Consider the following 12,448-nt stretch of genomic DNA (forward strand, 5'->3'; position numbering starts at 1 on the left):
CCCTCAACGACGATCTTGGGCTTGAAGCCCGGGTCCTTGGCCCCGGCGGTGAGCAGCGAGACGTAGTTGCTGATGCTGAAGTCCAGCCGGCCGCTCTTCAGGAGCGGGATGCCCGCGGCGCCACCCGGGATGACCTGGGTCTTGACAGTCAGGCCCTCGGCCTTGAACAGTCCCTTGGAGATGGCGAGCTGGACGGGCGCGGTGTCGGCGACGGTCATGTTGCCGAGGGTGATCTCGGACTTCTCCAGACCGTTGGCCGACTTCTTCTCCGAGGAGCCGCAGGCCGCGGCGGAGAGAGCCAGAGCGATCGCTAGCGCGCCGGTGACGGCTGTACGGCGGTGGGAAGCAGGCATGGCAAGGCTCCATTTTGCGGGGGAAGCACGTTGAACCTGATCTTTCAAACGAGGCGGGAGCGTAGCGCACTGTGGGCCTGGCTTGGGTGAGATGCGAGGATTATGTGCAATTATGTGAACATGAGATAACAGTCTGTGACATGGGCATCTTCTGCATCACAAGTCCAGACTTGTGTGATCATTCGGGTTGGCCATGATGGTGGCTCTGTGTTGCAATATCTCGCGCTCGCCCGCAGTGGCGTGGGTGAGCGATGCGACCCGAATCCCGTTCAGGCCACTGTACGCCGCGAGCGATCGACCCCATTGAGAGGTAGCGGAGGGCAGTGCGGAAAGCAGAAGGGGCCGAGATGGCCCCGCAATCCCCCCAGCCAGGCCCGTCTGCCAGGGGCGACGCCCCGAAGCGAAGTTCCCAGGGTGGGCGTTACAAGCTGCGCAACTGGCGAGTGCGCACGCGTCTGTTCGCCCTCATCGCGGTGCCCACGATCGTGGCCGCGTTCTTCGCGGGTTACCGGGTCTCGGTGTCGTTGGACAACGCCGAGGCCTACAGCCGGACCGGCCAGCTGGCTACGCTCGGTAACCAGCTGACCGCGCTCGCGCACGACGTGGAGGCCGAGCGCGACGCGATGGCGGAACGGGCGGCGGGAGGCGGGCGCACCGGCGGCGCCGACATCCTCGCCGCGCGGCAGGAGGCGGTGGACGCCGACGCCCGCAAGGTGCGCGCCGCCGCGGCGGACGTCGAGACGTACTCCTCCGGCCTGCGGCTGGCGGTCGGCAACGTCCTCAACCGGGTGGACGACCTGCCCGCGCTGCGCACGGCGGCCGTCCGCCTCGCACCCGGGGTGATCATCGACAAGTACACCGAGTTCGTCGACGACTTCACCTCCTTCCATGTCCTGGTCTCCCAGGACGCCCCCACGGCCGAGCTCGCGCAGAGCGCGCTGGCGCTGGCCGACCTGGCGAACGCCAAGGACGCCGCGTCCCGCGAACGGGCCCTGCTCGCCTCCGCGCTCTGGGAGGGGCGGTTCGAGCCGCTCGACCGCGCCGCGGTCGACGACGCCCGTGCGGACATGGACACCAGCATCAACGCCTTTCGGAGCTCGGCGACGCCGGCCCAGCTGAGGCTGTTCGAGGACACCGTCACCGGTCCCGAGCTGGACCGCGCGGAGGTCACCCGGCTGCAGACGCTGGCCGTCGCCGACTCCTCCCGGCAACTGCGGGTCAGGCTCGGCGCCCGCACGGCCCGGTCGTGGACGTCGGACTCGACCGCGCGGGTCGACAAGCTGCGGACGGTCGAGAAGAGCATCGCCGCCGACCTCGCCGCCAAGGCGGACGACGCCCGGTCCGGCGCGCAGACGGCGGCGATCCGGGACGGCGTGCTGCTGTTCCTCGTCCTCGCGGTCGTCCTGGCGACCCTGATCGTGATGGCCCGCTCGCTGGTGCGTCCGCTGCGCCGGCTGCAGTCCGGCGCGCTGGACGTGGCCAACACGCGGCTGCCCGGCCTGGTCGACCGGCTGCGCGACCCCGAGGCCGCCGCGGGCGGCATCGAGGTCAAGCCGATCGAGATCGACTCCACCGACGAGATCGGCCAGGTGGCGCGGGCGTTCGACGAGGTCCACCGCGAGGCGGTCCGGCTCGCCGCCGACGAGGCCGTGCTGCGCGGCAACATCAACGCGATGTTCGTCAACCTCTCCCGCCGCAGCCAGTCCCTGATCGAGCGGCAGCTGCGGCTGATCGAGGAGCTGGAGCAGAGCGAGCGCGACGAGGAGCAGCTCGGCAACCTGTTCCGGCTGGACCACCTCGCCACCCGCATGCGTCGCAACTGCGAGAACCTCCTCGTCCTCGGCGGCCAGGAGCAGGTGCGCCGGTGGAACCAGCCCGTCCCGCTGATCGACGTCGTCCGCGCGTCGCTGTCCGAGGTCGAGCAGTACGAGCGCGTGGCGCTGCGGGTTCAGGGCGACATGACGGTCGCCGGCCCGGTCGTCAACGACCTCGTCCACCTGCTGGCCGAGCTGGTGGAGAACGCCACCGTGTTCTCGTCCGAGAACACCAAGGTGACGGTCTCGGGGCAGATGCTGAGCGGCGGCGGCTGCATGCTGCAGATCACCGACAACGGCGTCGGCATGTCGCCCGAGGAACTGGAGCAGGCCAACTGGCGGCTGGCGAACCCGCCCGTCATCGACTTCTCCGCGGCGCGCCGCATGGGCCTGTTCGTGGTCGGCCGCCTGGCCGTCCGGCACGGGATCCGCGTCGAGCTGCGGGCCGCCCAGGGCGGCGGCCTCACCGCGTTCGTGGTGCTGCCGGACGCGGTCGTCACGCCGGGCGAGTCCGGCGGCATCGGCAGCCGCCCCGGTCTCGCCCCCCGCGAGGCCGGCTCCCACGGCCAGCTCGCCGCGCTCACCACCACCACCGCCGCCGAGCCGCCCGCGGGCGGGTTCCGGCAGGACGACTACGGCCCCGCCGCCATGGGCGGCGGCACCGGACCGCATCCCATGGCGGGCGGCACGGGCGCGCACCCCATGGTCGGCGGCACCGGACCGCTGCGGCCCGTGCGCGGCGCCACCGGCCCGCAGCCGAGCATCACCGAGACCGGTCCGATCCCGGCCCAGGGCGTGCACGACCCCTACGGCACCGGCGCGCATCCCGCGGTCCCGCCCGCCGAGCGGCGCCCCTCGCGGGACCGGCGCGCCCCCGCGGGCGACCCCTACGGGACCGGCGAGCGCCAGCCGCGCAGGCCGGGGGAGCTGCCGGTCCGGGAGCCGGGCACGCACCTGCAGGGCCGCCCCTCCGACGGAGGGTCCTCGAACGGGCTCTTCCAGCCGCGCGGCGAGCGCTCGCAGGAGGTGGAGGACGCCCCCGCCAACGGCGCCTACCCACCGGGCGGGCGGACGGGCCCCCAGCCGGTCGTCCCGGAGGCGCAGCCGCTGGTGCCCGAGTCCGGCGGCGGGCGGCACATCCCCTGGGAGACCGGGCCGCTGGAGCAGGTCGGCCCGAACCCCGGCCAGGCGCCCGCCCCGTACGCCGAGGACGTCCCGGCGATGTCCGCTCCGGACGTCCCGCACATGTCCGCTCCCCACGTGCCGGAGGCCCCGGTGCACGAGCCGCCACCCGTTCCCCAGCCGGCCGTGCGGGCCGCGGCGGCCGCACAGCCGGAGCCGAAGGCCCCGCCGCGGCTGCCCGAGCGCTCGCCCATCTTCGACGCGATGCAGTCGGAGTGGTTCCAGCGCAGGACGGGCGGCGGGTCCGGCGAGGACCTCGGCAAGGGCTGGGAGTCCCCGGCGGACGCGGGCTTCCGCGCCGCCGAGGCGGCCCGCGAGCCGGTGGCGACGAGCCGCACCACCGTCGGACTGCCCAAGCGGGTGCCCGGCAAGAACCGCATCCCCGGTGCGGTGGGCCGCGGAGCGCAGGACGCGCCCCGGCCGCCGGCGGCCCCGCCGGGCCGCCCGGCGCCCGGAGGGGGCGGCCTGGAGGGACCGCAGGCGCCGACGCAGGGCCTGCCGGTCGTCGGCCAGGCGCCGGGGCAGCCGCAGGGACAGCAGCAGGGTCACGGCCAGTCGGCCGACGTCGTACGCAACCGCTTTGCGAGCCTGCAGCGCGGCGTCCACCGCGGACGCCATGAGGCACGCGGCGCAGGCACGTCAGGTGAAGCGCCGTCCCAGGGTGACGGCGAGACAGGAGGCACCCGGTGAGCGGGCAGGATCTCAACTGGTTGGTGACGAACTTCGCGGACCGTGTCGCGAAGGTCGCGCACGCCGTCGTGGTCTCCTCGGACGGGCTGCCGATGGCCTACTCGGCGGGCTTCCCGCCCGAGCGGGCGGACCAGCTCTCGGCGATCGCCTCGGGGCTGATGAGCCTGACCCAGGGTGCGGCGAAGATCTTCGACGCCGGCGGAGTCAACCAGACCGTCGTGGAGATGGACCGCGGGCTGCTGTTCGTCATGTCCATCACGAACGGGTCGGTGTTCGCGGTGCTGGCGGCGCCCGACTGCGATCTCGGGCTGGTGGCCTACGAGATGACGCTCCTGGTGGAGCGGGTGGGACGGGTGCTGACTCCCGCCCTGCGCGCCCAGGAGCAGCCCCCGTACTCGGGGCCTTCCGTGACCGAGATGGGCGCCGGGCCCGCCCGCTATTGACCGTGACTGACTCTGACGGAGGTCGGCGACATGGATCGAGGCAGTCCCTTCGGGGGCGGTCCCGGAGGCGGCGGCCGCTGGCCGGGTGACCAGGGGCGGGCTCCCGTGCAGGGCAGGCCCCCCGAGCGCGACGACAACGACGGCAGCTCGCTCGTGCGCCCGTACGCGGTCACCGGCGGGCGCACCAGGCCGCGCTACGACCTGGCCATCGAGGCGCTGGTCACCGCGGCGCCCTACCCGCCGCGGGACGTGGCCGTGCTGACCCCGGAGTACCGGGCGATCATGGACCTGTGCCGGTCGGCCCGCTCGGTCGCCGAGGTGTCCGCGCTGCTGCGCCTGCCGCTCGGGGTCGCGCGCGTCCTCGTGGCCGACATGGCCGTCGAGGGGCTGCTGCGGCTGCACCAGTCGCAGTCCCCCACCACCGCCGGCGGACAGCCGGACCTCCGCTTGCTAGAAAGGGTGCTCAGTGGCCTTCGGAAGCTCTGACCAGGTCCCGGGGCCGCACGGCGGGGAGACCGAGCTGACCTCGGTCAAGATCGTCGTCGGTGGCGGCTTCGGCGTCGGCAAGACCACCTTCGTCGGCTCCGTTTCGGAGATCATGCCGCTCACCACCGAGGCGGTGATGACGGCGGCCAGCGCCGACGTGGACGACCTGTCGGCCGTCCCGGACAAGACGACCACCACGGTCGCGATGGACTTCGGCCGCGTGTCGCTGGACAGCGAGCTGATCCTCTACCTGTTCGGCACGCCCGGGCAGCACCGCTTCTGGTTCATGTGGGACGACCTGGTCCGCGGCGCGATCGGCGCCGTCGTGCTGGTCGACACCCGCCGGCTGGAGGACTGCTTCGCCGCGGTGGACTACTTCGAGGAGCTCGGCCTGCCGTTCGTGGTGGGGGTCAACGGGTTCCACGGCGAGTTCCAGTACGCCGTCGAGGACATCCGCGACGCCCTGTCGATCAGCGCGCACGTGCCGATCGTGCAGTGCGACGCGCGGAGCCGCGAGTCCACCAAGCAGGTGCTGATCACGCTGGTCAAGCACGCGATGACGGTGCACGCCGCCGGAGCCCACGCGGGCGCCCCCGCGCAGGGCGCCCCCGGCGGGCAGCTCGGCACCACGTCCCCCAGCTGGACCTAGACGCCGCGCGCGGGGGGCGCGGCGCGGTCCGGGCCGGGGGCTACGGTCGCGTAGGTCGTGTGCACGATGCATGATTGTTCGTCGTGATCGAGCATGAATCCGCTCTGGGGGTTGCGATGAGCGAAGTGGAGAAGATCGGAACGTTCGTGGCCGTCGGCGACAGCTTCACCGAGGGCATGAACGACCCCTACCCGGGCGAGACCGACGTCTTCCGCGGCTGGGCCGACCGGCTCGCCGAGCACATCGCCGTGCTGAACCCTGACCTGCGCTACGCCAACCTGGCCGTCCGCGGGAAGCTCGTGCGGCAGATCGTGGACGAGCAGGTGCCGATCGCCGTCGGGCTCTCGCCCGACCTGGTGACGCTGTGCGCGGGCGGCAACGACATGATCCGTCCGGGCGCGGACCCCGACGCGGCCGCCGTCGTGTTCGACGACGCGGTCCGGCGGCTGCGCGCCACCGGCTCGCGCGTCGTGGTCTTCACCGGGTTCGACCCGCGCGGGCTGCGCTCGGGCGGCCGCATCCGGGGCAAGGCCGCCACCTACAACATGCACCTGCGCGCGATCGCCGACCACCGCGGCTGCTCGGTGGTGGACCTGTGGCCGCTGCGCGTCTTCCACGACCCGCGCGCCTGGTACGAGGACCGCCTGCACCTGTCGCCCGAGGGGCACCGGCGCATGGCGCTCTACGTCGCCGGGGTGGTCGGGGTCCCGGTCGAGGGCGACTGGCGCGAGCCCTGGCCGCCTCTCGACCCCGCCGACTGGCTCACGATGAGGCGCCAGGACGTCCACTGGGCCCGGACCTACCTGCTGCCGTGGATCGGCCGCCGGGCCACGGGCCGCTCCTCCGGCGACGGCCGCGGCCCCAAGCGCCCCACCCCCCTCCCGCTCTAGGGCGGGGCCGCCCGCCCGGGCCGCGCCGTCCCTAGGCGCGGTCGGGCTCGGCCGCCAGCGCCTCCTGGAGGGTCCTCTTGACGGGGATGCGCCGGTGCAGCCCCGTGATCTCCAGGGCGCGGCGGACGATGGGCCGGGGGCCGGCGAGGACGAGGCTGCCGCCCGCCGCGGTGGCGGCCTTGTAGCAGGCGACGATGACCGAGAGGCCGCCCGAGTCCATGAACTCGAGGTCGGTGAGGTCCAGCACGAGGTGGTCGCCGTGCTCGCGGCGGGCCTCGTCGAGGTGGACGCGCAGCTCCTGCGAGCCCGCGGCGTCGAGTTCTCCGCACAGCCTGAGGACGGCGCGTCCGCCGTCCGGCCGTGTGGTCACTTCCAAAGGTGACACGGGGGGTTCCCCTCTTGTGTGCTGCTTTGGCCGGAATCACCCGGCAAATATTTTCCGTTCGACAACTATCGCGGACGCCGGGCCGCCTGCCAACCCGCCGCAACAGGGGTGTGCGTGATCGTGACGCGCCGTAAGGTGCTTGTCGGATGTGATTGCCTCGACGATCCGCTGCGTAGGAGACGACCCCAGGTGAGTTCCCCCCGGCTGCCGGACCATCTCGAAGTGCTGCTCACTGAGGAGCCGGTCCTCGACGTGTACGCCTACGGCCCCTGGCGCGTGCCCGACGGCCTGTACGAGGAGATGCGCGAGCGCGCGGTCGCCTACAACACCGACCAGCGCGCCGTCGTGCTGACGCGGCAGCTCAGCGATTTCTACGGAAGCGGCACCAGCGCGGCGGGGGCGGAGCAGTGGTCCCTTCTGACGTTCCTGCTGGGCGCGTCGGCGCTGCGCGGCGGGTCGCGGGGCGACGTCGACTACGAGCTGCTGTCGGCGTTCCTGGCGACGCCCGAGTCGGCCGTGCGGGACCCGTTGGCGTGGTTCAGCCAGGGCGGGCGGTGGCGCCCGCCGGGCCTGTGGCTGCCCGAGCCGGCCGGGGACGACCGGGAGCGGCGCGCGGTGATGTTCGAGCTGGCGCGCGCCGGGCTGGACGTCTTCGAGGGCCTGGAGCCGCTGGAGCGGCGCCGGCGGACGCTGATGGACCTGTTCGACCGGCGCGCCGCCGACCCCGCGCTGCGCGAGGCGGACATGACCGTCCCCAACCGTCGGCTGGAGGACGTCTGGGTCTCCGGCCTGACCGAGGAGGAGCTGGCCGTCCTGCCCGAGCTGGCCGGGCCGGTGGGCTACCTCGGCTGGGTGTGCGAGGGCCTGGACGCCGCGCACGAGAGGCTGGCCGGGGCCGTGGCCGACACGGCAGAGCCCGACACCGCGCTGGCGCGCCTGCTGCTGGCGGCGGACGCCGCGGTCGTCCCGGCCGAACTGGCGGTCGTGCTGGGCACCACCCGCTACGAGAACGTGGAGGAGCGGTTCCGCGCCGCCCGCGAGGGCTTCGCCGCCGAGGCGTGGCAGTCCGACGTGCGGGCATGGCTCGCGCGCGGCCTGGTCGCGGGCGAGGCGGACGCGGCCCGCGCCTGGCTGGACATGGCGGTGCGGTTCACCGGCGCGACGCAGGGCCTGCCGGAGGCGCCGGTCATCCCGCGCTCCCGGGTGCCGGTGCGCCCGTTCCAGGCCGACCTGCGGCGGCTGTTCACCGTCCGGCGGGTCTTCAACACGCTGAAGTTCGGCTCCGGCGAGGACGGCCGGAGGGACGCCGCCGACCCCGCCGAGCGGGCCGAACCCGCCGAGGAGGGCGGGCCGCCGCTGGTCGGGCAGCCGGAGCTTTCGCGCGCGGTGCAGGACGCCGTGGCGGACCGGCTGGCCGGGCGGCGTCCGGTCCGGCTGCTCGTCGCGGGCCCGGAGGGCACCGGCAAGGGCACCGCCGCCGAGATCGTCGAGGCCGCCCTCGGCGAGGGCGGCGCCGTCCGCGAGGCGCTGTGGATCTCCGACCAGGTCTTCGCCTCGCTCGGCGTGAGCGACGCCGTCCTGTGGCTGCAGGCCCGCGTCCGCGACTGCCTGGAGGCCCGCATGCTCCTGGTCGTGGACGACCTGGAGAAGCTCGCCGCGCACGAGCGGTGCGGCGCCGCCGCGGCCGAGGAGCTGCGGCGCCTCATGGCGCGCTCGCCGTCCCTCAACGTCGTCGCCCTGTGCCGCCCCGGCGGCGACCGGCGGCTCTTCGACGCCAACCCCGCGCTGGTCCGGGCGTTCGACGTCGCCCGCACCCGCGACTTCGGCGAGGACGACTTCGCCGAGCTGTTCGCCCTGGCCGCCGCCCGGCGCGGCGCGCGCGCCGGCGCGGAGGTCGCCGCGGCCGCCGGCGCCCTGCTCCGCCGCACCCCGCCGATGCTGAACCTGCGCGGCGCCCGGCTGGTGGAGCACATGGCGGGCCAGGCCGTCGCCGCGGCGGACCGGCGGGCCCGGGAGGACGGGACGGGCGCCGGACCCCTGGAGATCACCGCCGCGGACCTGCCGCAGCGGCTCATCGCCGGCCGTCCCGCCGAGTCCGACCCGCTCGCCGAGCTGGCCGCCTGCGTCGGCATCGAGCCCGTCAAGCGGGAGGTCGACGCGCTCGTCGCCGAGGCCAAGGCCGCCCGGCTGCGCCGCGAGGCGGGCATGACGGCGCGGACCCGGCTGCGGCACCTGGTCTTCACCGGCAACACCGGCACGGGCAAGGGCAAGGTCGCGCGGATCCTCGGCCGGATCTACGCCGACCTCGGCGTGCTGTCGTCCGGCCACACGGTCGAGGTGGAGCGCGCCGACCTGCTCGGCGAGTACGCCAGCGAGAGCGTCCTGCGCGTCCGCAGGGCGGTGGAGCAGGCCCACGGCGGCGTCCTGGTCGTCCGCGACGCGCACGCCCTCGTGTCGGCGGCGGCCGACGCGGCGCGCGGCCGCGAGGTGCTCGACGTGCTGCTGACGAGCGTCCAGGCGCACACCGAGGACCTCGTCGTCGTGCTGACCGGCCCGGCGGCGGAGATGAACGGGCTGCTGAAGGCCCACCCCGACCTCGCCGCCGCCTTCCCCCGCACGCTCCGCTTCCCCGACCTCACCGACGCGGAGCTGGTGGAGGTGTTCACCGCCAAGGCCGCCGACTCGGGGTTCGAGCTGGCCCCCGGCGTCCTGGACAAGGTGCGCGCGCTCGTCGAGGCGGCGCCGCGCGAGCGCGGGGTGGGCAACGTCCGCATCATGACGAACCTGCTCGAACGGGCCGTCGCGGGGCAGGGGCGCCGCGTCCTGGCCGACGGGATCGTCGACGAGGACGAGTCGCTCGACGTGATCCTGCCGGAGGACGTCCCCGACACCCTCACCCGCGGCCGCGACGACGTTCCCGGCGACCCGCTCGCGGAGGTCGAGCGGCTGATCGGCCTGGCCGACATCAAGCGGGAGGTGGCGGCGCTGGTCGCCGAGGTCCGCGCCGAGCAGCTGCGGCGCGACGCCAAGGTGTCGCCGGCGCCCCCGGCGCGGCACATGGTGTTCTCCGGCAACCCGGGCACGGCCAAGACGACGATCGCGCGGCTCATCGCGGCCGTGTTCGCCCGGCTCGGCCTGCTGTCGTCCGGGCACCTGGTGGAGGTCAGCCGCGCCGACCTCGTCGCCGAGTTCATCGGGCAGACCGCGCCGCGCGTGCGGGACGCGGTCGGCCGCGCCCTCGGCGGCGTGCTGTTCGTGGACGAGGCCTACACGCTGGCGTCCGGCGGCGGCGACCGGCGCGACTTCGGCCACGAGGCGATCGCCGAGCTGCTGCGGCTGATGGAGGAGCACCGCGGCGACCTGGTGGTCATCGTGGCCGGCTACGACGCCGAGATGGAGCGCTTCCTGGACGCCAACCCCGGGCTGAAGTCGCGGTTCCCGAAGCGGCTGCGCTTCCCCGACTACTCCGACGACGAACTCGTCACGATCTTCGAGTTCATGGCGGCGGAGGACGGGTTCGCGCTCGCCCCCGGCATCCTGGAGGGGCTCCGCCGCCTCGTCGCGGCCCAGCCGCGCGGCTCCTCGTTCGGCAACGCCCGGCTCGTCCGCAACCTGCTGGAGGCGACGATCTCCCGGCAGGCCCAGCGCATCACCGCCAAGGAGGACGCGGCGGCAGGCGAGATCGACCCCGCCGAGGTCGCGCTGCTGCGCCCCGAGGACCTGCCCGAGGCCCCGCCCCGCGAGGAGGAGGGAGGGTTCGGCCTCTACATCTAGCCGGGCGGCGCCGGAACGGCCGGCGGGGCGCTCCCGCCGGGAGAAGGCCGTCGTGCGCACGTGCGCCGTCGTGCGCGCGTACTACCGGCCGGCGGCAGCATGCGCCTTAAGGGGGACGGTGTCCGGTTCTTTCCTCCCAGAGCGCGGTGATTTGTTGGTGTGGACAATCATGCGCCGGACGGACGCGCGGCACGCCCGGGTTGTCTAGGGTCTACGGCATGACCGACGGCTGGCCGCAGGGCCGGACACGCAAGGAGGGCGACCCCGTGGGGCGCAGCAGGGAGAACTCCGCACGCGCGGAGCACCACCACGCCGCCTACGGGCGGGACACCTACGGGGACCCCTACGACGACCCGTACGCCGGCGACCAGCTCGCCGGGGGACGGGCCGACCAGGGCGGCCCCCACGGCGGCGGGCCCTACCGGCGGCGGCGCCGGCGGCGCTGGCCGCGGGTGCTCGGCGGCCTCCTCGCCGTGCTCCTGGTGGTCGTCGTCGGCGGCTACTTCTACCTGGACTCCCGGCTGAAGCGCGAGTCGGTCCTCGTGGACTACGCGGGCCGGGTCGCCGACACTCCGGGGACGAACTGGCTGATCGTCGGCTCCGACAGCCGCGAGGGCCTGTCGAAGGACGACCAGAAGCGCCTCGCGACCGGGTTCGCCTCCGGGCGCCGCACCGACTCGATGATGCTGCTGCACTACGGCTCCGGGGGGACGTCCCTCATCAGCCTGCCGCGCGACTCCTACCTCCCGATCCCCGGGCACGGCTCGAACAAGCTGAACGCGGCGTTCGCCTTCGGCGGGCCCAAGCTGCTCGTGCAGACCGTGGAGAAGGCCACCGGGCTCCACATCGACCACTACGCCGAGATCGGCTTCGGCGGCTTCGTGGGCGTCGTGGACGCCGTCGGCGGCGTCGACATCTGCGTCAAGGAGAACATCAAGGACCGCAAGGCGGGGCTGAACCTCAAGGCCGGATGCCAGACGCTGGACGGCGGCGAGGCGCTCGGCTACGTCCGGACCCGCGCCTTCGCCCGCGCCGACCTCGAACGCGTGGAGCACCAGCGGCAGTTCTTCGGCGCGCTGATGAAGAAGGCCACGAGTCCGGGCACGATGCTCAACCCGTTCCGCAGCGTCCCGCTGGCCATGAACGCCACCAGCAACTTCCTGGTGGACGACGGCGACCACCTGTACGACCTGGTCCGCATGATGTGGGCGATGAAGGGCGTCAGCGGCGGCGGCGGCGTCACGACGACCGTCCCGATCGGGGGCGCGGGGAGCTCGGCCTCCGCCGGGTCCTACATCACCTGGGACAGGTCCAGGGCCTCCACGCTCTTCGGCGCGCTGAAGCAGGACCAGGAGATCCCGCCGAGCGTCATCACGAAGTGACGTCCCGGCCCGGAGCCTCGCCCCCCGGCGCGAGGTGACGGGCCGGACGCTCGAATAGAGTCGGATCATGTCCGAACAGACGCCGGACGGCGGGAATCTGGACGACCTGACGTCCAAGGAGCTGTACGAGCGAGCGGTGGGCGTCGCCAAGGAGCGGCGCGACGTCGGCTTCGTGTGGGACCTGCTGCGAGCCATCCCGGCCGCCGCGGCGGCCACGGGGGAGGTCGGCCGCGCCGAGTTCGACCTCCTCCACGGCCTGTCGCTCCTGGAGGAGTTCACGCACGCGGGGGAGGGCGAGATGGCCGACGCCCTGCGGCCCTTCTACATCGACTATCTCCACCGGCACGCCAAGGGGACCTGACCTGCTCTTTGTCCCCTCTTGATCTCTCTTAGGCCACCC

Annotated in this window: 10 protein-coding genes; 8 read left to right on the forward strand and 2 right to left on the reverse strand. The window is 73.7% G+C overall.

Going from position 1 to position 12,448, the window contains the following annotated elements:
- Nucleotides 1-353, reverse strand: a 353-nt coding sequence (locus tag AB0C69_RS25890; protein ID WP_360357752.1) for an ABC transporter substrate-binding protein, incomplete at its 3' end; no start/stop codon positions are given.
- A 443-nt stretch (nucleotides 354-796) separates the two neighbouring features.
- Between AB0C69_RS25890 and AB0C69_RS25895 the strand changes: the two genes are divergently transcribed.
- The 5 genes from AB0C69_RS25895 to AB0C69_RS25915 all read left to right on the forward strand — a co-directional run bounded on the left by AB0C69_RS25895 (nucleotide 797) and on the right by AB0C69_RS25915 (nucleotide 6,507).
- Nucleotides 797-4,039: a nitrate- and nitrite sensing domain-containing protein gene (locus tag AB0C69_RS25895; RefSeq protein WP_360357754.1), complete on the forward strand. Its 3,243-nt coding sequence runs from the start codon at nucleotides 797-799 to the stop codon at nucleotides 4,037-4,039.
- Entirely contained in the window at nucleotides 4,036-4,482 is a 447-nt protein-coding gene (locus tag AB0C69_RS25900) for a roadblock/LC7 domain-containing protein (RefSeq protein WP_179836164.1), read from the forward strand. Before AB0C69_RS25895 ends, AB0C69_RS25900 begins: the two co-directional genes overlap by 4 nt.
- Nucleotides 4,483-4,512: 30 nt before the next feature.
- Nucleotides 4,513-4,968: a DUF742 domain-containing protein gene (locus AB0C69_RS25905; RefSeq protein WP_345184616.1), complete on the forward strand. Its 456-nt coding sequence runs from the start codon at nucleotides 4,513-4,515 to the stop codon at nucleotides 4,966-4,968.
- A gap of 34 nt (nucleotides 4,969-5,002) precedes the next feature.
- On the forward strand, nucleotides 5,003-5,617 hold the full coding sequence (locus AB0C69_RS25910; RefSeq protein WP_345184669.1) for an ATP/GTP-binding protein: 615 nt from the start codon (nucleotides 5,003-5,005) through the stop codon (nucleotides 5,615-5,617).
- Between the two features lie 116 nt (nucleotides 5,618-5,733).
- Nucleotides 5,734-6,507, forward strand: a complete 774-nt coding sequence (locus AB0C69_RS25915) for an SGNH/GDSL hydrolase family protein (RefSeq protein WP_345184614.1) — start codon at nucleotides 5,734-5,736, stop codon at nucleotides 6,505-6,507.
- Between the two features lie 31 nt (nucleotides 6,508-6,538).
- On the opposite strand, the gene AB0C69_RS25920 is transcribed toward AB0C69_RS25915, so the two are convergent.
- Complete coding sequence (locus AB0C69_RS25920; RefSeq protein WP_345184612.1) at nucleotides 6,539-6,877, reverse strand: STAS domain-containing protein; 339 nt, start codon at nucleotides 6,875-6,877, stop codon at nucleotides 6,539-6,541.
- Between the two features lie 204 nt (nucleotides 6,878-7,081).
- On the opposite strand from AB0C69_RS25920, the gene AB0C69_RS25925 reads away from it, so the two are divergent.
- From AB0C69_RS25925 to AB0C69_RS25935, 3 genes are all read left to right on the forward strand, one after another.
- Nucleotides 7,082-10,666, forward strand: coding sequence for an AAA family ATPase (locus AB0C69_RS25925; RefSeq protein ID WP_360357756.1), 3,585 nt, complete (start codon nucleotides 7,082-7,084; stop codon nucleotides 10,664-10,666).
- A 218-nt stretch (nucleotides 10,667-10,884) separates the two neighbouring features.
- Nucleotides 10,885-12,048, forward strand: a complete 1,164-nt coding sequence (locus tag AB0C69_RS25930; protein ID WP_360357758.1) for an LCP family protein — start codon at nucleotides 10,885-10,887, stop codon at nucleotides 12,046-12,048.
- Nucleotides 12,049-12,115: 67 nt separating this feature from the next.
- Complete coding sequence (locus tag AB0C69_RS25935; protein ID WP_345184605.1) at nucleotides 12,116-12,409, forward strand: hypothetical protein; 294 nt, start codon at nucleotides 12,116-12,118, stop codon at nucleotides 12,407-12,409.
- The last annotated feature ends 39 nt before the right edge of the window (nucleotides 12,410-12,448 follow it).

This window comes from Actinomadura sp. NPDC048032 (assembly GCF_040653175.1).
In the GTDB taxonomy this organism is placed as follows: Bacteria; Actinomycetota; Actinomycetes; order Streptosporangiales; family Streptosporangiaceae; genus Spirillospora; species Spirillospora verrucosospora.

Excerpts from the sequence above, each read along its gene's own strand:
- AB0C69_RS25905 (WP_345184616.1), top strand. The coding sequence starts at position 4,513 with ATGGATCGAGGCAGTCCCTTCGGGGGCGGTCCCGGAGGCGGCGGCCGC.
- AB0C69_RS25915 (WP_345184614.1), top strand. The coding sequence starts at position 5,734 with ATGAGCGAAGTGGAGAAGATCGGAACGTTCGTGGCCGTCGGCGACAGC.
- AB0C69_RS25930 (WP_360357758.1), top strand. The coding sequence starts at position 10,885 with ATGACCGACGGCTGGCCGCAGGGCCGGACACGCAAGGAGGGCGACCCC.
- AB0C69_RS25935 (WP_345184605.1), top strand. The coding sequence starts at position 12,116 with ATGTCCGAACAGACGCCGGACGGCGGGAATCTGGACGACCTGACGTCC.